Origin of the sequence: Kordiimonas sp. SCSIO 12610, assembly GCF_024398015.1 — a bacterium.
GTDB lineage: Bacteria > Pseudomonadota > Alphaproteobacteria > Sphingomonadales > Kordiimonadaceae > CANLMI01.
Genome location: NZ_CP073747.1, coordinates 2,555,161 through 2,574,450, shown reverse-complemented (window position 1 = coordinate 2,574,450; position 19,290 = coordinate 2,555,161). Strand labels below are relative to the sequence as shown.

Sequence of the window (19,290 nt, the reverse complement as noted above, 5' to 3'; positions counted from 1 at the left end):
CTGGATTACTGGCTACCAGGTTGCGGCACTGAAATGCCATCCGTTTGATACTGATTGAGTTTGTTTCTTAGCGTCCGTATTGAAATACCCAGAATATTTGCGGCGTGAGTGCGATTTCCAAGGCAATGTTTAAGGGTATCAATGATCAAGTCACGCTCGACCTCGGCAACCGTTTTACCGACCAAATTGCCACCTTGGTCACCAATCTCTGCTGTTGGACTGGCAAGGGCAGCAATTGCCGCTTCATCATTATGCGCATTAGCAAGCGGCGTAGTAGACGCCATTTGACTGTCATTGGGCATCAGGTTGCCGCTTGCATCAGGTAACATAATGGCACTTGCACTAATTTCATCACCCGATGCCAATAAAACAGCCCGGTGCATTGCATTTTCCAACTCGCGCACATTTCCTGGCCACGTGTGGGCAATAAGGCTTCGGATTGCCTCTTCTGACAACGGTCTTTCATCGACATTATTAACTTTAGCGTATTTTTCAGCAAAAAATGTGGCTAGGGCCTTGATGTCTGCGGGGCGCTCCCGAAGTGGTGGAACCCGTAGGTTCACAACATTTAGGCGGAAAAATAAGTCTTCCCGAAAATTACCATCTTTAACTTCTTCCTGTAAATTTCGGTTCGAGGTTGCGATTATACGAATATTTACGTTAACCGGTTTTGACCCGCCAACACGATCAATTTGACGTTCCTGAATGGCGCGCAATAACTTGGCTTGCAGGCGGACATCCATTTCTGAAATTTCATCTAGCAGAAGTGTTCCGCCGTCGGCTTCTTCAAACTTACCGATCCGGCGAGCAACCGCGCCTGTAAAGGCCCCTTTTTCGTGCCCGAATAATTCTGACTCTAGTAGGTTTTCGGGGATTGCGGCACAGTTAACAGCTACAAATGCTTTGTTCGCACGATTACTTTTCTGATGAACAAAGCGCGCCATAACTTCTTTACCAGTCCCAGACTCCCCCGTCACCATAATGCTGGCTTCAGATGGAGCAACTTGCTCCGCCAGTGCTGCAACGTTTTTCATGACCGGATCACGGTAAATGAAGGATTGATTGTCTTCTGAAACTGCTTCCAAAACAGCGGCAATCAAGTCCGCTTCTGGGGGAAGAGGAATATATTCCTTGGCACCGCTTCTGACAGCGTCGGCCGCTATTCTTGGGTCAGTACCGATACCACAAGCAACAACTGGCAGTGAGAAGTGTTCTGCCTTTAGGCGTGAGATCAAGGCTGGAATGTCTAGTGATATTTCCACCATCAAGAGATCAGCGCCGCGGCTTCGCAGGATACTAAGTCCGGTTTCTGCATCGTGGGCATGGGTTACCTGTGCGCCTCGGTCCATTGCGATCTGGCTGGCAGCGCCGAGCTGTCCATCAAGTGTGCCTATAATCAGCAATCGCATTGTATGTCTCCGTCTATCATATATGGCGCGATTATTTCGCTGCCGATATTAAAATGTCTTATCTAAAATACGTTACCCGCTTTGCAGGCGGTAATACTGTGTTCAGCAGCATTTCCAGTCTGCGCGGATTTTCCTGACGCCTGATTGAAGTCGCACCCATCGAATACAGGTTATTAATGAGGACTTCTTCTGACGTGCTGTTTTCAGTTTTTGCAGCAAGAGGAATGAATACTAAATGTGCGAGTATCGCACCGTAAAAAGTTGTTAGAAGAGCTACCGCCATTGCAGGGCCAATTTGCGACGGATCATCCAGATTTCCGAGCAATCTAACAAGGCCGATCAATGTACCAATTAGGCCCATTGCCGGTGCAACATCACCAGCGCGTCTTAAAAAGTCTACTGCGCGCATGTGTTTGGCAGCAACGGTACTGGACTCTCTTCGAAGGATGGCTTCAATTTCTTCGGGTGAAGTTCCATCAACAACAAGTTTCAACCCCTGAACGAAGAAAGGGGCGTCTTTATGTCTTGTAATGCTTCGCTCAAGCTCATGAATATCGTTACTTTTACGGGCATCTACAGCGAGTTTTAAGATACGAATGGCTTCCTGACTAGGGTCCCTTTGACCGTGGCGAAGCATGTCCCATATATTTTTGGGAATTGAAATTATCTCAGAAATTGGAAAACTGATTACGGTAACAGCGAGTGTGCCCAACACAACGATCAATAGACCAGCAGGGTTGACGAAGGCAGCCAATGGCCCGCCGAAAGCGATAGAGCCAATAACTATTAAAAACGCAACAAGCATGCCGATGAGTGTGCTCATAAGCCTTTCGCCTTTTTACATGAATTGAGAACGATCGAAACAGTCATTGTTATCCTTTAGGTTGCTCCGCCATCGATTTTGATAATTTCCGTCATGGTAACGCCCAAATGATCCTCAACCAGAACAACTTCACCGCGGGCAACCAAACGGTTATTGACATAAATATCAATGGCTTCACCAACTTTGCGGTCAAGCTCGATCACGGCACCCGGCGCGAGTTTAAGCAGTTGGTTCACTTCAAGCTTTGTTTTTCCAAGAACGGCCTGTATTTTCACAGGAACATCAAAAACAGGCTCTAGTTCCTGCGCAGTTCTTATCTGACCATCTTGCTTCTTCGCTAATTCGGGTCCGCCGTCCTGATTTTCGGAGAGTTCTTGAAGGCCAACTTCATTTGCATTTTCAGTTTCGTTAACCATTATTCTGTTCCCATATGTTCCGCGGTATTATGGTTATTATCTGTGTCGCTTTCTTTCTGGTTTGAAGCACTCGATAATCCCATAATATATTTCTGTACCAAGCTTTCGATCTGCTTTTGAATTTCGCCGTATCGCTTTGTTGTACCGCCCTGGGCCCATTCAAGCGTGCAGTCTTGAAGGCCGAGAGAGTTTTCTGCAACCACAACCACATCCCCTGAGAAATTACTCATTTCTTTCAGTGTATTGATACGATTGCTAATACTGTCCAAAAGCTGCTCGGAAACACGTAATACCAAACGAGGTTCACTATTGACTGTACGCATACAATCTATGATCAAAGCTTCTAATTCATGCAGTGGTTCCCGCTCAATGAGGGCAGGAGCCAATTTTGAGGAAATAGTATAAGCCAATTGAACCATGTCATGGGTCATTTGCGCTTCGGTTTGGCTATGCTGATCATAAAGTGTTTGTATGCTTCCCCCCAAGGTAGAAAGCGTACTTAATGTTGAGGCCTCAATCTCTGAAAGGGTTTGCTTGCGACCTTCCTCCAAGCCTTGTGCATAGGCTTGTTGCTTCAATTCTTCCATTTCAGCGCGTACTTTGATGATCTCGTCATCAAAACGGCTTTTCTCTCCGCCATCGAAAGCTTGATCAAATGTATATTTTACAGGTTCTACCATCAAACTTTGCCTGATACTTAATATACCAGTTCATCCTCGCCTTTATTATCAGAAAGCAGAATTTCGCCTGATTCAGCCAGATCCTTGGCTTTACTAACCATTTCCATCTGTGCTTCATCAACATCACGCAATCGAACAGGGCCCATAGCTTCCATATCCTCGCGTAGAATTTTGGCAGCACGTTCCGACATATTTGAAAAGAAGAGGTCGCGCAGCGTATCCGACGCCCCTTTCATACCAAGAGCCAGCTTGTCTTTGTCCACATTTCTGAGAAGCGTTTGAACGCCTTGTGGGTCCAAATTCGCCAAATCTTCGAAAGTAAACATAAGTGCGCGGATTTTCTCTGCTGAGTCCCTGTTGCGGTCCTCAAGTGCGGATAGAAAACGTGCCTCTGAGCTGCGGTCGAGAAAGTTGAAAATCTCAGCAATGGTCTCATGACTATCACGTCGGCTGGTGCGCGCCAGATTATTCATAAACTCGATGCGCAAAGTTTGCTCAACTTTATCAAGGATATCCTTTTGCACGGCTTCCATACGAAGCATCCGCATAATAACTTCCATTGAGAAATCTTCAGGAAGAACAGATAAGACCCGTGCTGCATGCTCTGCTTTGATTTTCTGAAGGACGACGGCAACAGTTTGTGGATATTCATTCTTTAGGTAACTTGCGAGCACTACCTCGTTTACATTACCGAGCTTATCCCACATGGTTCTACCCGCAGGTCCGCGAATTTCATCCATAATAGTACCGACGCGGTCGGCCGGCAGCATTTTACGAAGAAGGCGTTCTGTACTTTCATAGGAACCATTTAGGCTGCCGACGGTTGAAACTTTTGACGCGAATTCGACAAAAATATTCTCTACATCTTCAGCGTTTACAGAACCCAGATTAGACATGTGTTGAGAAAGTTCTTTAATTTCATCGTCAGATAAGGCTTCCCAGATCGCTTGGCCATAGTTTTCACCAACCGCTAGCATAAAAGCAGCAGCCTTTTGTGATCCGGTTAAATCAATGGTGGTTTCACTCATTCTATTACACCTATTTACTCTGCGTAGAGCCAGTTTCTGAGGATTGCTACAGACTCGTCAGGGTGCGATTTGATGATATCAGCAACTTTCTTAACCGCTGATTCTTGTAGTCGCCCTTCGACTTGCGCCACATCAATTTTGCTATCAACTCCGAAGTTTTCGAGTGCGAGACTGCCTGAGTTTTTGGCAGCCCGAACAATCGCGGCAGCACTTTCGTCGCCTGCAGCTGCAGCCGCAACAACGTCGGCTGTTACTGGCGAGTCAGGTGCAAAGAGAGCAGGGGTTTCTGCAGCTTGATTTTCTATTTGAGCGGGCTCTGGCTCTTCCGATGGTGTCGGGATCGTTTCAATTAATTTCATCACTACGGGGCGTACAATCATCAGCAAGAACATAACACCCAAAATGAACAAGCCAATATTAGTGCCAATGCTAACTAACTGATTAATACCTGCACCTAGAATATTAAATGGCTCTTCAGGCGCTTCCAATTCCTCTACCGGCGCGAATGCCAGGGCCCGAACCGTTATTTGATCATCACGGGCCTCATCATAGGGAACCGCTGCTTTCACAAGTTCCTCAAGTGTGGCCGTGTCAATCGGTGTGTCTTGCGTTTGTTGCGCGCCGTCGGTATCGGCATCAGTTGAGGGTGTCAGCGCATTGGAGTTTACTAATACAGAAATACGCAGTTGCTGAATTTCACCAGGTTCAACAACTGTGATCGTTTCTGTTTTAGAGTTTTCAAAGTTGGTAACCTCATTTGTATCACTGCTTGTATTCACACTTGTGTTAGAACTTTGCTGTGCGTCAGGTAAATTATTTGCAACAGTGGCTGTATCTGGTGTCGGGGTAGACGTTTCGTCCCTAGATGTATTTTCACTTGTGTTTTGTGAGACAACAACCTGTCCGTCAGGGTCATAGGTTACTTGGTTTCGTGTTGTTCGATTAAGATTAATGTCAATCGAAACTTCCGCTCGTACATTACCTTCACCAACATACCGCGATAGCAGGTCTTCGATTTTCTCACGGTAAAGACGTTCTTTATTCACACGCGCTTCTTCAAAGCTTGTAAAACTGCCAAGTTGTGGTTCGCTTGCGCCGTCACTCAACAAGCGACCAGCTGTATCCGAAATTGTAACATTGTCAGGGGTTAGACCAGGTACCGCTGATGCGACAAGCGATTGAATGGCTTGTACTTGGCGAGCGCCCAAGCCGCCGCCTACTGTGCGTACAAGTATGGAAGCAGAAGGTTCGGATGCATCTCTTTGAAAGGGGCGACGCTCAGGTAAGACAACATGAACTCTTGCTTCGCTAACGCTTTGGATATTGCGAATAGTACGCGATAGTTCACCTTCGATCGCCCGCACCAAATTAACATTCAGTTCAAAGCTTGTTCGCCCGAAACTGCTGTCTTGATCGAAAATTTCCTTACCAACAATTCCACCGGCAAGGCCATCACTTGCTAGCGTTATGCGAAGGCGGTCTACCTGGTCATCAGGAACTTTAATAATACTGCCCGCGCCATCCAGTTCATGGGGAATATTCTGTGTTTCAAGAGCTTGAATAATTGATGCTGCGTCTTGAGGCGCCAACCCTGAAAAGAGAACGCGCATCGGGGGCTGTCCGATCCGTCCAATAATTAAACTGAATACAAAAACAGTCGCCAATATAGCGCCTGCAAACGCTATGAGGCGAGCCGCGCCAAAATTTTTAAAAGCCTGAATAAGACCGTCCACTGCCTACCTCGGAAACTGATCTATTATAACACCATCCATTACATACCCGCTGAAAGGTAAACAGATAGTTAAATATAGGCAAATATTGCCTATATTTTTATCTAAGTCTATAGAAATTATTAAGAAAACCTAATTTGTGGTTGATTGTAGGCTTTCAACCACCGTTGGTTAACTATAGAAAGATGTGATCAGAGAATCAAAAAGGGCGGGTTCCACGATATTGTTGAGTTTTGGTAACTTTGAGGCCCTGCATGCCGTTAGCGTCAATAGCTTGTTGCCAGGATAGAAATTCTTCGACAGATAATGAGTAGCGAGAGCATGCGTCCTCAAGCGTAAGCAAGCCGCCTCTAACCGCAGCAACGACCTCAGCTTTACGTCTTATAACCCAGCGTTTTGTGTTCGCTGGGGGTAAATCATCAAGGGTCATAGGTTCCCCGAGTGGTCCAATAATATTTTTGTTTTTGTTCATATGTGTTGCCACTTTTATACATATACTCGAATCGAGTTGTAAGTATGGAAAGCATGTCTTTAAAAAAAGCTAATGAACCGGAACAATTTTTTAGAGTGGCTGGAATTCGCGGTACTATGACGCAAAAAACCGGGCGATATTCACCCGGTTTAGATGCAAGAGAGTAGATAGTACCCTGCTTAGGGGTACTATGATATTTAGATGTTTGTTAATTCCTGAAGAATTTCATCTGATGTTGTAATAATTCGTGTCGATGCTGAGAATGCTCGTTGAACAGTAATCAACTGGGCAAATTCGTTAGCAAGGTCAACTGTTGAGTTTTCAAGTGCGTTAGATGTAATGGCACCGGCTCCACCTTGTTGTTCGGTTTGCGGAACAGCGTCACCAGAAATATCGGAAATACCAAATGCATTGCCTTGGCGTCGTGTTAGGCCTTCCGGATTAGGGAAGGTTACAAGCGGAATTCTGAATACTGTCAGGGATAGGCCGTTTCTGAATAGAGCCGTTACATCACCGTTTGAACCGATCGATACACCGTTCACACTATCAAAAGCTGCACCGTCAGCAACCGATGAAATAAGTGTTGAAGGTTGATCGAACTGAGTAAAGCCATCTGCTTGACCATCAGTACCAAAGTCAAAGTTGATATCACCGTCTGCGCGAAGCGAGTCCGTTGCACTATAACGGAACGTGAGGTTACCATCAGGTAACGATACAGGGGCGCCAGTGAGAATATCATTAAATGTACTGTTCGGAAGATCAATTGTACCATCTGTATTGAAGTTCAATACGCCGCCGCCGATCAAGCCATTTGGACCATGTATACCTGCATCCAGTTCGGTTGGGTCATCAAAATAATATTCATACGCAAACTGATTAGGACCAGTTCTTGTCGCGGCTAGTACCACCGTGTGTGAACCGCCGAGCGAGTCAAAAATTTGAACGTTAGTTTCAAAGTCTGCCTGCACTGTGCCCGCAGCTAATTCGCCGCTAGGTACAAAGTTTGGTCCCGCACCTAAGGTGTAGGCTGGGTTTACAGGAACACTTGCCTGAAGGTTAACCCGTACGCCTAATTCTGAGGTTGCCTGACCAAAGGCATTCAGGTTGTTAATGTTAATAGGAACCAGATCATCGAGGTTTGTTGTTGTGGTAATATCACCTGTTGGATCTACTGGAAATCCAAGAAGCGTTAGACCGGCTGTATTTTGAAGAAACCCTTCTGAGTTTTCTGTAAATGATCCAGCGCGCGTGAACAATGTTTCAGCACTTGTATCTTCAGAGTCCCCAAGGCGTACCGCGAAAAACCCTGCGCCATCAATAGCCAAATCGGTTGGGGATGTCGTTGGTTGTAATAGCCCTTGTCGACTTACAAGTGTTTGCGTAGATGCCCGCACACCACCTGGTGAATAGCTTGATGAAGATGAAGTTTCTGTCACCAAGGTAGAGAAGGTTGACCGGGTTTCTTTGTAACCAATCGTGTTTACGTTAGTGATATTATCGGCGATTACGCCAACACCGTCCGTGAAAGCCTGAAGGCCCGATACACCTGCTGCTAAAGCTGCGAATGCCATTATTTTTCTCCTAATATACTCTTTTGCATTACTCTATACTGTTTTGGCGTTCTGCTTTTTCCACGTTATGTGGGTAACGGGAACTTTGTCCCGAAAGTCGTTTAACTATCTGTCGAAGAGGTGTTCGCGTTTGCGATCTCGTCTTCAAGACTGATAGGATTCTGCGTTATTGGCCCGTTTGGTTGCGCGGCAATAATACGTAAAATGCCTGATTGGTTCACAACGTTACTGCCGACAGTGAATATTGGCGTGTCAGTGATCGTCTCAACCTCAGTGATGGTGTCTTGCACTAAAATAGTAGCTGGTATGAACTCATCGTCCGCGTCCAAAGATGTAACACGAAGTCTGTAATCGCCGTTCGGAACAACAGAACCATTGCTGTCAATGCCTTGCCAATTAAATACGTTAGCCCCCAACAACACCTCACCGGGCTGCGAAAAGACAACTTCACCATCTGAATTAAGGATTTCAAGCGTTGTTGATGATGCGGCCTCAGGTAAAATATACTGAAATGTTGAACCGTTTCCTTCATGGGTTGCTGTATCTGCTTCAATCAGCGCTTCCTGCCCGAGGAAACTTGCTGCACTTGCAAGGTTATTCACGCGTGTAAGGTCAGCGAGTGCCTCCAAATTCTGGTTGGTTCTGATTTGTTGTTCAACGCCTGTGAAATTGACAATCTGGTTGGTGAACTCATTCGTATCTGTGGGATCAAGGGGGTCCTGATTCTGTAACTGAGTTGTCAGCAAGGTCAAAAAGGTTGAAAAGTCTTCACCCAGGCCAATAGCAGAATTATCTGCTGCCGATGGCTGTGCGCTCGGATCTTGAAGCGCTGCGAGTGCTGGACTGTTGGTTACTGGTGCGATTGCCATTTTTCTTACCTTATGACTTTACTTAAATTCTAATATCAACGCCGGTATCAACGGATACGTATGGCAGTATATCTTCAAGCGGGATTTCTTCTTCACTAGCGCTAAGTGCCTGAGTTTCTAATTCAGAAGCAAAATTGTCTGGGCGCGCAGCCAGCTCATCACGCGCTTTTTCCTGCTGGATGGCTTCAGCAAGGGCGCGTCCGGCACTTTCCTGATTACTGTCTTCTAGGCTAAACGAGATACCATTTTGTTCTGCTTTATAACCACTTGCCTCAAGCGCACGTTCAAACCCTTTGGCGTCTTTCTGAAGTAATTCCAATGTCTCAGGGTTTTCAACCGCCACCTGAGCGCGCAAGTTGCCATTATCGATAAATTGTAGACGCACGTTTACACGGCCTAAGTCACCAGGGTTCAAGCGGACTGTAAATTCTTGTTCGCCGCCAGAAACGGCCCGGCTAACGGCAAGGTTAAATTGGTTTTTTACTTGATTGGCCAAGGCTGCGGACGGTTGCCCACCAAAGAGTTCTGGCGAGGTGAAAATACTGCCTTCTTTGCTGAGTAGGGAGCCAAAGTTGGACTGAAGGCTGGTATTTAAGAAGCGTTCGTAAGTTAGTGGCACCAAACTGTCATTTGATACGGTCTGCACCGGAGTATTTCCGTTTCCAGCTTGTGACGGCGATTGGCTTTGACCTGATTGGTTAGCAATTAACGTCTTCGACGCGCTTTTTTCGGACGCGAGGTTTGCCTGCTCAATAAATTCATCACCAATATTATCCGTTGGCGTAGTTGGCGTTGATAAATTCGCAGTCACCGATGGCTGTGCTGAATTGTTTGAACTCTGATTTTGCGAATTGTTACCTGTATTAGAATTCTGTCCATTCTGGCTTGCGCTCAACTCCCCCGTTGGAGTGTTATTATTTGCTTGCCGCGCATTGTCAGAACCTGCGTCAGGTGTGTTTTGATTTTGTAATGGATTGAGTGTTGCCGAGCTTGCCGCAGCGGTTGATGCATTCGCTGTATTCGCTGCAACACCACTATTCGTGTTCGTAGGGTTACTAACTGCTGCTAGGCGAGCTTCTTCAATAACAGCCTCAAAGTCGACGTCACCAAGACCACTGTTACCAGCTTGATTAAGAGGTGAAGCGGAATCGCTTGCTGTATCGTTATCTATAGTTTCAACGTCGTTTGTTTCAAGCGCTTGGGACGCTGAACCATTATCCGCCGTTACTGTTTCAGTGTTGAGCGGTGATTGTGGTGGGGAACTTGGTGCATTGTTATCTGCATTAACAATGTCAAGAAAACCTTCGATGGTTGCAGCATCAGAACCACCTGTAGATGCGACAGACTGTATGTTTTGCAATGAACCGTACGGATTGCTTGGCGCCGCATTCAGCGATGGTGAATTTGACGAAATGCCTGAATTTCTGTCAGCAGATGCCTGTGAACTTAATGGTGTCAGGGAACTTGCCAATCTTTCAAGTTCACTTAGCGCATTTGGCTGAAGTATATGGCTATCAGTTCCCAAGCCTCTACCTAGTGTATAGGAGGCTTCTAAGCTATTAAGTTGCTCATAGGAAAGATTTGTACTGTTCTGAAATGGTGCGGATTGCTGAATGTCGCTGCTAGCGTAAGCAAGTTCCGCGAATACCTCGTTCTCAAGTGCAATTGCCTCAGATGTTTCGAGGTCTGTATCAATGACATACTGTTGGTCGATTGAGGATAGGGCTTGATCGCCTACATTATCATAATTTAATGACGGAGTGGAAATAGCGTCTTGCTGCAAAGCGGAGGACGTAATCGCCTGTGATGTTGCGACTTCCTCTATTGCAGTGACGGCTTCAATCGCGTTAGCGAAGTCAACAGTTATTGAATTGTTGCTATCACTACCTGCTGTTTGGCCGCCTAAACTGGCAAAGAAACCTCCAGCCCCCAATGGACCGGATAAATTTGTTGGCGCTATTTGATCTGTTAAACTCATTAATATAACCCTGCGGGAGTAACCCATCAGAGCATTCTGCCATTTCCAATGCTACCATTCTGGCAACAAAATTATTCACACCTGTTAAGCAAAGCTTGGGCCAGTTTTTGAAAATGTATGAAAAGTAAGGGGTTTTATGGATTATATGAAACATTACACATCATGATTTGAATCATTTGCCGGGTACAAGTGGGCACGTTTTGATTATGATCGGAATCCCTTGCCTCTGATCCATGTAGGCACTATATGCGTAGCGTGTAAAACATGATAAAGCTTTGAATGATGACGATTGCTGAAAAAAATATACCGCTGAATAGCCTTGGCTTCGCTCGCGCACCTGAGGACACTCGTGTTGTCGTGGCTATGTCGGGCGGGGTTGATAGTAGCGTAACAGCAGCCCTTTTGAAAGAAGAGGGCTATGATGTTGTTGGGATTACGCTTCAGCTTTATGATCACGGTGTAGCGATACAAAAAAAAGGCGCGTGTTGCGCAGGGCAAGACATTCATGATGCCCGCCGTGTTTCGGACGAATTGGGTATTCCTCATTATGTTCTGGATTATGAAAGCCGATTCAAAGAACAAGTGATGGAAGATTTTGCTGATAGTTATATAAAAGGCGAAACCCCTATTCCTTGCGTGCGCTGCAATCAAACTGTGAAATTCAAAGACCTGTTGGCAACGGCGCGCGATCTGGGCGCTGATTGTATGGCAACGGGCCATTATGTGCAGCGCCTGGTTGGTGCAGATGGAAAAGCTCAGATGCATAGAGGTGTCGATCACGGCAAAGATCAAAGCTATTTTCTTTTTGCCAGCACACAGGAACAGATGGATTTTCTGCGGTTCCCCCTTGGAGGACTTAATAAAGAGCAAACTCGTGAGCACGCTGAGCGGTTCGGCCTTATTGTTGCGGATAAACCGGATAGTCAGGATATCTGTTTCGTACCTGAGGGGCGTTATGTTGATGTGATTGAGCGCTTGCGGCCCGGTGCTATGGAACCCGGCGAGATAGTCGATATAGACGGTAATGTACTCGGCGAACATAAAGGGATTGTGCGCTATACCATCGGACAGCGCCGCGGCATTGGCATTGGCGGAACTGTTGACCCCCTTTATGTGGTCAAATTGGACCCGGTCAAGAAGCAAGTAATTGTTGGCCCGAAAGAAGCGTTGCTGACCTGTGAGATTCTTGTGAAAGAAGTTAGCTGGATTGGTGAAAATGTTGATGAAGACGGTATTGAGGTAATTGCAAAGGTGCGTTCTACAAGACCGGGGGTTAAGGCGCGTGTTTACTTGAATGACAACGGCACTGCCCGTGTAGCTCTCTCTGATCCAGAGGCTGGTGTGTCACCCGGGCAGGCTGCGGTGTTTTATGCGGGTGAACGTTTGCTTGGTGGCGGTTGGATCGAAAAAGCAATCAGTTCCGATCCCCGACTTTCTTAAACTATTCTGTTCAATCATCCAAGCTAGCAGAATTAGTCTGCTGTTAAGGTTTCCGGTAGGTCTTCGGGTTTAACACGCTCAAACTTTGCTGTTCGACCAAATAGCGAAACACCGATATAACCACGCATCTTTAAAACGCTTCCCTCTTTCTCCAGGGACATTTTGCCAGAGTAAGTTTTTCCGTTGTTGGGATCATATACTTTACCATCGGCCCAACGGTTTTTCTTTGGTTTGTAGGTAAAACCCCACAAAAACGTTAAATCTATTAATGAGCGATTTTGCAACTCTGGGTCAGGGTTTTGAGTGTCAAATCCACCCTCTGCAGCACCCCAACGGGTGATGCCCTTGATATCTGGACCGTTTTCACCATCAACAACAGTTATCTCAAAAATGGCATCTTTTGCCTCGGTCCAGAAATACCCTTCATATGCCTTGTAGTCTTGAGAAGAGGCAGAAAGCGATACCAAGAATAATGATATCGCAACAATAAAATACTTACGCACAAACTAATCCTTTATTCAGCTGGAACCGAATTATTAACAGGGTTGTGCCATTTTGCCATGACTTTCTCTTTATAGGACGGCTTAATATAAGCCTTGGTCATATCGCCTTGCATTTGCTTGGCAACAAGTGGGTCCATAATTTTAAACCACACTGGTGGAATCCATGCAGCCAGATACATGGTGAAATATCCAGCCGGTAATTGAGGGCTGGTATCAAAGTGGCGCAGGCATTGATAGGGGCGTTCTGCGTGGGCGTGATGATCGCTATGCCTTTGCAGATGGAGCAATAATACATTAGAGACAACATGATTACTGTTCCAGCTATGATGCGGTTGAACACGTTCGTAGCGGCCATCTTCACGCTTCTGACGCATCAGGCCGTAATGTTCGATATAATTCGCACTTGATAGCATCAAGTTTGCCCAAATCGCTGCTGCAATAGCAAAGGGGAGGGCGAGCATTCCAAATGCCAATGTTACACCTGCATACAATAGGAGGGTTAGCAGGCTATTCAGGAAGACTTCATTTTGTAAAGAAAACTGGGAAACGTCTTTGCGGGCCAAGCGATCACGCTCAAGGCGCCATGCCCTAACAATACCGCCAGGTAACTCTGTCAGGACAAATTGGTAAAAATTCATTCCCATTGGTGCTGTGGCGCTGTCTTCTGGGGTTGCGACCTGAACATGGTGGCCAAAATTATGTTCAACACGGAAATGGCCCATACCGCACAAGATTAGAAGAAACCTTGCAACATTGATTGCTGTCTTGTCCCGGCGATGACCGACTTCATGCGCCGTATTGAGCGCACCTGCTGCAACCATGCCAGCGGAAATTGTAACACCAGCATATCCCCAAGCTGTTAGCGGCTCTGTTGCAATAAACCAAGCGCTTGTAAGCCAAGTAATATAACATAGAGGTAACGTCGAAAACGCTGTCCAGCGATAGAATGTATCGTCCCTTAGGGCGGGGATTGCCTCGCGTGGTGGATTGGTTTCATCTTCACCAAACAAAACTTCGATAATTGGTACGAAGCCATAAAACACAAAGAAGTTCAGCCATAGTATCCATGTATGACCATAATCCATGTAGAGATAAATCGCCAGAACAGGAATAAGCGCTGCTGCCGCGGCTAAGGGCCAGAAAATACGTTTAGTATCACGGTATCCGAATAGCTTGTCGTTATTAGTCATGTTTCTTTTCCACATAATCGTTCAGAACTATAATATATTTCTTATTGATAAAATTATCAATAAGAAATATTGGCAATTAGAATTGTGTCGGTTTATGATGCACAGCGCGTGTTAAAGATGATAACGAGCTCAAGGGATATATGGAAAATACTATAAAAAGAATGCGGCTAAGCCCTGAAGAACGGCGGCAACAACTTTTGGATATTGCCGTGACGCTATTCGCAGAAAAGGGAATTGGCGAAGCGCGACATGCGGATATTGCGGCGCGCGCCCATGTATCTGTTGCCACAACCTTTGTATATTTTCCAACCCGCGAGGCGCTGGTGGAAACTGTTTTAAACGAAGTGGCAGAAGCGCACATCAGTTTGTTTGACTCGATTGACCCGGAAGGCCTTAGTTTGAATGAACTGTTGCATGGCCTCGCTAAAATGATTGTGCTTATGGTTTCCGAGCGACCGGACTATGTAAAGGTCTGGATTGGTTGGAGCGCGAATTTTTCTAAAGAATTGCGGGATAAATTCCTTCAGTCTGAGGCGATTGCCGTTGACCGTTTGGCATCTATTTTACTGGAAGCAAATTCTTCATCAGAAATGCGAAGTAGAGACAACGCCCGTATTTTGCTCGCGGCCTCTCAGACACTATCAACGATGAAACTCGATGGTTTTGATGATGAGAGGATCCAGCGTTTTATCGATCACACAATTGATGTTGTGATCGCTTATGATGGATAGAATAGTTTATTTCGTTCAATTATGATGATTCTCGCTTGACGAGGGCAAGATGCTTTATTATACCAGCGCAGCTTTCGATGATCTTACAATGATTTTCGAATTCCATACCTTTAGATGGCCGAGTAGCTCAGTTGGTTAGAGCAGTGGAATCATAATCCATGTGTCGGGGGTTCAAATCCCTCCTCGGCTACCATCGCTTGTTGCAATTTCTGGTCAGCTCCCTGAAAAGTCAAAGATAATAGCGTTTTAATATCTCCTTCAAATGTGATTTTTGGCTTGTTCTGATCTTTGTTTGGATGAATGCTGATCTTGCTTGTCATACCACGTATTTGCTCAATCATCTTCTTGCGACTGATCTCATCCATTGTTTGTAATCTCTCACTGTCAAGATTGAGCAATATATCATTATAGCGATTTTGAATATCAGTTTGGTTCGGTATTTTGATGGTTGGAATGGAATTTATGATTGAACTCTCATGCGTTTCTCGCTCTGAGCTTAATGCGAGTAGTTTTTGTTTCATCGCTGGCGTACTAATACCCTCTGCAATAGCATCAATGATATTTTCGATCTGCCGATCAAGGTCTTTCAACTTATTTTCTGCGACTTTTACACTCTCAAGTTCGCCAGAAGTTAGGTCTTTCAAGGCTGTTTCGAATTCCGTAGCGAAGATTTCAATGAAGTGTTGATCATTGAGGATACTTGATAAGCTGGATAGTAGTTTATCTTCAATATCCCTGCGCTTAATGCCTTTTTTGTTGCTGCATGTGCCTGCTTCTTTTGCATTCATGCAATAGATATAATCCTTATTTTTCTGGGTGTATTTCCCGCCGCATTCGTCACAAATTACTAAACCTTGAATTAATGTGCGTGATCGATTGCTTTGTTCCGGTCGTTGGTTAGTATACTTGTCTTTACGCTCCTGTACTTTGTCCCATATGGCTTGATCTATGATACGAAGATGCGGAACATCTTCCGTAACCCACTCGCTTTCTGGATTTGGCCGAGATACTCGTTTTCCTGTGCTTGGGTCTTTGACCATCCTAACGCGGTTATAAATTAGTTTGCCGATATATAGTTCGTTATGAAGGAAACCCATCTTACGTTTGCGGTTACCATTGATGGTGCTGGCGCGCCAGATACCGCCCTGCGGTGATGCTATACCTCTATCATTAAGTTTCTTTGCGATAGCGCGAGGGCTGATGCCGGATGCGTAATCCTCAAATATTTCCTGTACAATTTTGGCTTTAACTTCGTTTATTTTGCGTTCGCCTCTGATCAGTTCGCCTTTTGCGTCAAACTCTTTCACCACACCATAGCCATAGGCTTTGTTACAAGGGACTTTGCCGCGTCTGACTTGCCCTACCTGGCCTCTGCGTATCTTTTCCTTGAGTGTTTTCAGGAAAAGGGCGTTCATTGTTCCCTTGAGGCCGATATGAAGTTCATCAACCTCGCCTTCCTCTGCGGTCCATAGCTTGATGTCCAGATAGGTAAGGTCTTCATACAGGCGCGCAATATCGGCTTGATTACGCGATAGCCTGTCCAATGCTTCGGCAGAGATCATGTCAAAGTCTGCATTGCCGGATTTTACGGTATCCATCATGCGTTGAAAATCAGGGCGGGCAGCACTGCTGCCTGACATGGCATGATCGCTGAAGATATCAACTGCCTCATGGCTTTGCGCTTGTAACCGGGTTTTAACAAGTTCGATTTGATCTTCGATCGATGTTGCGGATTGTTTATCTGTTGAATATCTTGCGTAAATCGCGACATTTCATAATGTTTTACTCCCCAATCGTGTTAGGCAAATTGCCTGAGATGTGATCATTATCATTCGCTGGCATATGAGATGCAACCCACTCTTTCGCAGCTTCAGGAGCCAGAATACGGGTAAGCGATAATAATTGACTGATAACTCTTTGATCCAAGGTATCAACATTCGCGTTATCATGTGTAACGAAAACTTCGTTGTTTCCGTTATTGTGAGCCGCATCATTGTCGTTTGCGGCGTTAAATTCATTGTTTGGCATAAGGCCCCTCTTAAAACTCTAAATCGAACCCGTTGCCTTCACCTCCTTAGGCATCAGGTTCGCCCTCATCATAGAAGTTTTTAAAATTGCTGCTCTCTACGTAACGTTACGTTACGTAGGAAAATGCACCGCACATAAAAATGGACGATCAGATAAAGTGCTTCAAAACTTCTTACCCAATAGTATTGGATAAAATAGATAAACTGGCTAGAGGGAAACCGATTTATAAAACCGGAAATCCGGTTTTAGTAAGATCAGAGCAATCAAATGAAAACCGAGTAACAATTGGATGTTAGAATAGAAAATCGGTTCAGAAACCGGGTGCAAAAACAGTGTCAAGCCATCCACAATCGAAAATCCGGTTTAAACCGACTTTAAAACCAATAAAACCGACATAAAATCGATTTAGCATCCGGTTCCAGAACCGGAAATTCGAATATCGAAATCGGAAAACCAGTTTAAATCTAGTTTGAAAACCGAAACCAGTTCCGGAATTGAAATCAGTATTCTGGAATAGGAAATTGGACAACCGGATAGGGAAACCGAATTAGTCGAATATCGAAATGGATTGGAAATGGGGCGGTCCAATTATGGGGAGCCGATATGTATATGTATCTTAGTATTACGTATAGGAAGCCGCACGCATCTATCCTTCGTTATATTACATAAAAGGTAAGCTCCTACATATACCTTACGTAACGTCGGGAATATATTCCCTATCCTAACCTACGATCATTGCCTTCACGGATATAGAGCGGAAGGTCGGTTGTGTCAGGACGTGCACACGCTAGATGTCTAGTTCATTAAGGCAAAGAGGGGAGTAAGATTGATGAAATATGTGCTCAAGCTAAACATCGCTTATTTCGATTAATGTCAACTGTACATAGCAGGTAATACAAAAATGCAGTTGAATGATAACATAAAATCACACTGTGTTCACATAAACGTCATGCCCAAAAAACTGTGACCACCATCACGGATTTTTTTAAACTATTCGCTTATGTCTGTTTCTCAGGCAAGACGAATGCATGGTTTATTTACCTAAGCAGCAACCTTAGACTGTTAATAAAAACCTGTACTATAAAACTCAGGCAATAAGTTTAACTCTTTAGAGTAGTTGTTAATGTTTAGTATTTTTGAGTTTAGTAATGAGTTTATTTCGTTCTGAAGCCTTAGAGGCTAAAAAGCAGAAGCTACACGGGGATGTATTCTTAACCGCTCCAGTCAGCTTCAAATTGATCACCACTCTACTGGCAATTCTCATTACGATTGCATTGATTGTTCTCTTCACAGGCTCTTATGCTCGGACTGAACGTGTACCCGGGTACTTGGTTCCAACAGGTGGCCTTGTGAAAATACAGGCAGGTCGCTTTGGTACACTTAAGTCGCTTAATGTCGCTGAAGGTGATACTGTTCAAGCTGGTGATGTTATCCTTTCCGTTGAAGCCGCACAGTTGACTGATGGTCAAAGCTCTGTTGAAGCGCGTTCATTGCTGGCTATAGAGGAACAACGGCAAAATATAAAAAATCAGATTGTACTTGAAGAGAACCATTTAGCGTCTGAGCAAGGCCGCATGAAAGCCGAGATGGATGCCATTGAGTTGGAAACCTCGTCGCTGCAAAGCCAGATAAAGCTTCAACGTGAAATCACGACTTCGGCTGAAACAGCTTATGCTGATGTGCAGGAACTTCTGGCTAAGGGGTATATATCAAAGGCAGAATCAGAACGTCGCCGCCAGACATGGCTTAGCCAGCAAGCGCAAGGTAAATTGCGTGAGCAAGAATTTGAAAATGCTAAAGCACGGCTCGCTCAGTTGCGGATTAGGTTGTCACAACTGCCGGACGAAACTGCAGCACGCATTGCACGCCTGAACACTCAGTTAATTGACACAGATACACGTGAAGTAGAGCTTCTGGGCCGTGAAGCCTATGTGATCAAGGCACCTGTATCTGGAAGAGTGGCTTCAATTACCACAAGTACTATTGGTCAAAGTGTCTTGCCACAGCAACCCATTCTGACGATCTTACCAGAAGACAGTGAACTAACAGCTGAATTGTTTGTGCCAAGTCGTGCTGTTGGCTTTGTAAAAGCAGGGCAGGAAGTGCGCCTGTTGTATGCGGCATTTCCCTATCAACGGTTTGGTTCATTCCCCGCGGAAATCACGAAAGTTACTAAAACCATTCTCTCTCCCAATGAGCTTGTAACACCGTTTCAGCTACAGGAACCTGTATATCGGGTTACAGCCTCACTGGAGCAGTCCACGCTTGATATTGCCGGCAGTGAAATAGCGCTTCAATCAGGCATGCAACTAGAGGCCAATATCATCTTAGAAGACCGCAGTTTTGTCGATTGGATACTGGAACCACTCAGAGCCGTGAAGGGTAGATAAAAAGGATATTTAGGAACTTCGCCATTTTGATT

At 45.2% G+C, this 19,290-nt stretch carries 17 protein-coding genes and 1 tRNA gene; 4 read left to right on the top strand and 14 right to left on the bottom strand.

Annotated features, from left to right (window positions below):
* Positions 1 to 5: 5 nt before the first annotated feature.
* From KFF44_RS12155 to KFF44_RS12110, 10 genes are all read right to left on the bottom strand, one after another.
* Positions 6 to 1,409: a sigma-54 dependent transcriptional regulator gene (locus KFF44_RS12155; protein WP_255934560.1), complete on the bottom strand. Its 1,404-nt coding sequence runs from the start codon at positions 1,407 to 1,409 to the stop codon at positions 6 to 8.
* 58 nt (positions 1,410 to 1,467) lie between these two features.
* On the bottom strand, positions 1,468 to 2,232 hold the full coding sequence (locus KFF44_RS12150) for a motility protein A (RefSeq protein WP_255934559.1): 765 nt from the start codon (positions 2,230 to 2,232) through the stop codon (positions 1,468 to 1,470).
* Between the two features lie 56 nt (positions 2,233 to 2,288).
* Positions 2,289 to 2,648: a flagellar motor switch protein FliN gene (gene fliN / locus KFF44_RS12145; protein ID WP_255934558.1), complete on the bottom strand. Its 360-nt coding sequence runs from the start codon at positions 2,646 to 2,648 to the stop codon at positions 2,289 to 2,291.
* A complete protein-coding gene (locus KFF44_RS12140; protein ID WP_255934556.1) occupies positions 2,648 to 3,328 on the bottom strand; it encodes a FliH/SctL family protein in 681 nt (226 codons plus the stop codon). Before KFF44_RS12140 ends, fliN begins: the two co-directional genes overlap by 1 nt.
* Before the next feature lie 17 nt (positions 3,329 to 3,345).
* Positions 3,346 to 4,356 carry a flagellar motor switch protein FliG gene (gene fliG / locus KFF44_RS12135; RefSeq protein ID WP_255934555.1) on the bottom strand — a complete coding sequence of 337 codons (1,011 nt, stop codon included), beginning with the start codon at positions 4,354 to 4,356 and terminating at the stop codon, positions 3,346 to 3,348.
* A gap of 14 nt (positions 4,357 to 4,370) precedes the next feature.
* On the bottom strand, positions 4,371 to 6,089 hold the full coding sequence (fliF, locus tag KFF44_RS12130; RefSeq protein ID WP_255934554.1) for a flagellar basal-body MS-ring/collar protein FliF: 1,719 nt from the start codon (positions 6,087 to 6,089) through the stop codon (positions 4,371 to 4,373).
* Positions 6,090 to 6,285: 196 nt separating this feature from the next.
* Positions 6,286 to 6,558, bottom strand: a complete 273-nt coding sequence (locus KFF44_RS12125; RefSeq protein WP_255934553.1) for a DUF1153 domain-containing protein — start codon at positions 6,556 to 6,558, stop codon at positions 6,286 to 6,288.
* 197 nt (positions 6,559 to 6,755) lie between these two features.
* Entirely contained in the window at positions 6,756 to 8,129 is a 1,374-nt protein-coding gene (locus tag KFF44_RS12120; protein ID WP_255934552.1) for a flagellar hook protein FlgE, read from the bottom strand.
* 101 nt (positions 8,130 to 8,230) lie between these two features.
* The gene (locus KFF44_RS12115) at positions 8,231 to 8,998 is read right to left on the bottom strand and encodes a flagellar hook assembly protein FlgD (RefSeq protein ID WP_255934551.1); all 768 of its coding nucleotides are present in this window, start codon (positions 8,996 to 8,998) and stop codon (positions 8,231 to 8,233) included.
* A 22-nt stretch (positions 8,999 to 9,020) separates the two neighbouring features.
* Positions 9,021 to 10,976, bottom strand: coding sequence for a flagellar hook-length control protein FliK (locus KFF44_RS12110; protein WP_255934550.1), 1,956 nt, complete (start codon positions 10,974 to 10,976; stop codon positions 9,021 to 9,023).
* Positions 10,977 to 11,255: 279 nt separating this feature from the next.
* Between KFF44_RS12110 and mnmA the strand changes: the two genes are divergently transcribed.
* Entirely contained in the window at positions 11,256 to 12,416 is a 1,161-nt protein-coding gene (gene mnmA, locus KFF44_RS12105; protein WP_255934549.1) for a tRNA 2-thiouridine(34) synthase MnmA, read from the top strand.
* Between the two features lie 32 nt (positions 12,417 to 12,448).
* Here mnmA and KFF44_RS12100 read toward each other — a convergent pair whose 3' ends face one another.
* Together KFF44_RS12100 and KFF44_RS12095 are read right to left on the bottom strand one after the other, a co-directional pair.
* Positions 12,449 to 12,919, bottom strand: a complete 471-nt coding sequence (locus KFF44_RS12100; RefSeq protein ID WP_255934548.1) for a DUF2147 domain-containing protein — start codon at positions 12,917 to 12,919, stop codon at positions 12,449 to 12,451.
* A gap of 11 nt (positions 12,920 to 12,930) precedes the next feature.
* Positions 12,931 to 14,109 carry an alkane 1-monooxygenase gene (locus KFF44_RS12095; RefSeq protein WP_255934547.1) on the bottom strand — a complete coding sequence of 393 codons (1,179 nt, stop codon included), beginning with the start codon at positions 14,107 to 14,109 and terminating at the stop codon, positions 12,931 to 12,933.
* 140 nt (positions 14,110 to 14,249) lie between these two features.
* On the opposite strand from KFF44_RS12095, the gene KFF44_RS12090 reads away from it, so the two are divergent.
* Together KFF44_RS12090 and KFF44_RS12085 are read left to right on the top strand one after the other, a co-directional pair.
* A complete protein-coding gene (locus KFF44_RS12090; RefSeq protein ID WP_255934545.1) occupies positions 14,250 to 14,840 on the top strand; it encodes a TetR/AcrR family transcriptional regulator in 591 nt (196 codons plus the stop codon).
* A gap of 116 nt (positions 14,841 to 14,956) precedes the next feature.
* Positions 14,957 to 15,033: transfer RNA gene (locus KFF44_RS12085), tRNA-Met, on the top strand.
* On the opposite strand, the gene KFF44_RS16225 is transcribed toward KFF44_RS12085, so the two are convergent.
* Complete coding sequence (locus KFF44_RS16225; RefSeq protein ID WP_370691164.1) at positions 14,990 to 16,603, bottom strand: recombinase family protein; 1,614 nt, start codon at positions 16,601 to 16,603, stop codon at positions 14,990 to 14,992. The genes KFF44_RS12085 and KFF44_RS16225 overlap by 44 nt on opposite strands.
* Positions 16,604 to 16,622: 19 nt before the next feature.
* A complete protein-coding gene (locus tag KFF44_RS12080) occupies positions 16,623 to 16,868 on the bottom strand; it encodes a hypothetical protein (protein WP_255934544.1) in 246 nt (81 codons plus the stop codon).
* Between the two features lie 1,148 nt (positions 16,869 to 18,016).
* Here KFF44_RS12080 and KFF44_RS12075 point away from each other — a divergent pair.
* Entirely contained in the window at positions 18,017 to 19,258 is a 1,242-nt protein-coding gene (locus KFF44_RS12075; RefSeq protein WP_255934543.1) for an HlyD family efflux transporter periplasmic adaptor subunit, read from the top strand.
* Positions 19,259 to 19,290 lie beyond the last annotated feature (32 nt).

Bases quoted from the DNA above. Each gene is read 5' to 3' on its own strand.
- KFF44_RS12155 (WP_255934560.1), bottom strand. From the start codon at position 1,409: ATGCGATTGCTGATTATAGGCACACTTGATGGACAGCTCGGCGCTGCC.
- KFF44_RS12150 (WP_255934559.1), bottom strand. From the start codon at position 2,232: ATGAGCACACTCATCGGCATGCTTGTTGCGTTTTTAATAGTTATTGGC.
- fliN (WP_255934558.1), bottom strand. From the start codon at position 2,648: ATGGTTAACGAAACTGAAAATGCAAATGAAGTTGGCCTTCAAGAACTC.
- KFF44_RS12140 (WP_255934556.1), bottom strand. From the start codon at position 3,328: ATGGTAGAACCTGTAAAATATACATTTGATCAAGCTTTCGATGGCGGA.
- fliG (WP_255934555.1), bottom strand. From the start codon at position 4,356: ATGAGTGAAACCACCATTGATTTAACCGGATCACAAAAGGCTGCTGCT.
- KFF44_RS12125 (WP_255934553.1), bottom strand. From the start codon at position 6,558: ATGAACAAAAACAAAAATATTATTGGACCACTCGGGGAACCTATGACC.
- KFF44_RS12120 (WP_255934552.1), bottom strand. From the start codon at position 8,129: ATGGCATTCGCAGCTTTAGCAGCAGGTGTATCGGGCCTTCAGGCTTTC.
- KFF44_RS12115 (WP_255934551.1), bottom strand. From the start codon at position 8,998: ATGGCAATCGCACCAGTAACCAACAGTCCAGCACTCGCAGCGCTTCAA.
- KFF44_RS12110 (WP_255934550.1), bottom strand. From the start codon at position 10,976: ATGAGTTTAACAGATCAAATAGCGCCAACAAATTTATCCGGTCCATTG.
- mnmA (WP_255934549.1), top strand. From the start codon at position 11,256: ATGATGACGATTGCTGAAAAAAATATACCGCTGAATAGCCTTGGCTTC.
- KFF44_RS12095 (WP_255934547.1), bottom strand. From the start codon at position 14,109: ATGACTAATAACGACAAGCTATTCGGATACCGTGATACTAAACGTATT.
- KFF44_RS12090 (WP_255934545.1), top strand. From the start codon at position 14,250: ATGGAAAATACTATAAAAAGAATGCGGCTAAGCCCTGAAGAACGGCGG.
- KFF44_RS12080 (WP_255934544.1), bottom strand. From the start codon at position 16,868: ATGCCAAACAATGAATTTAACGCCGCAAACGACAATGATGCGGCTCAC.
- KFF44_RS12075 (WP_255934543.1), top strand. From the start codon at position 18,017: ATGAGTTTATTTCGTTCTGAAGCCTTAGAGGCTAAAAAGCAGAAGCTA.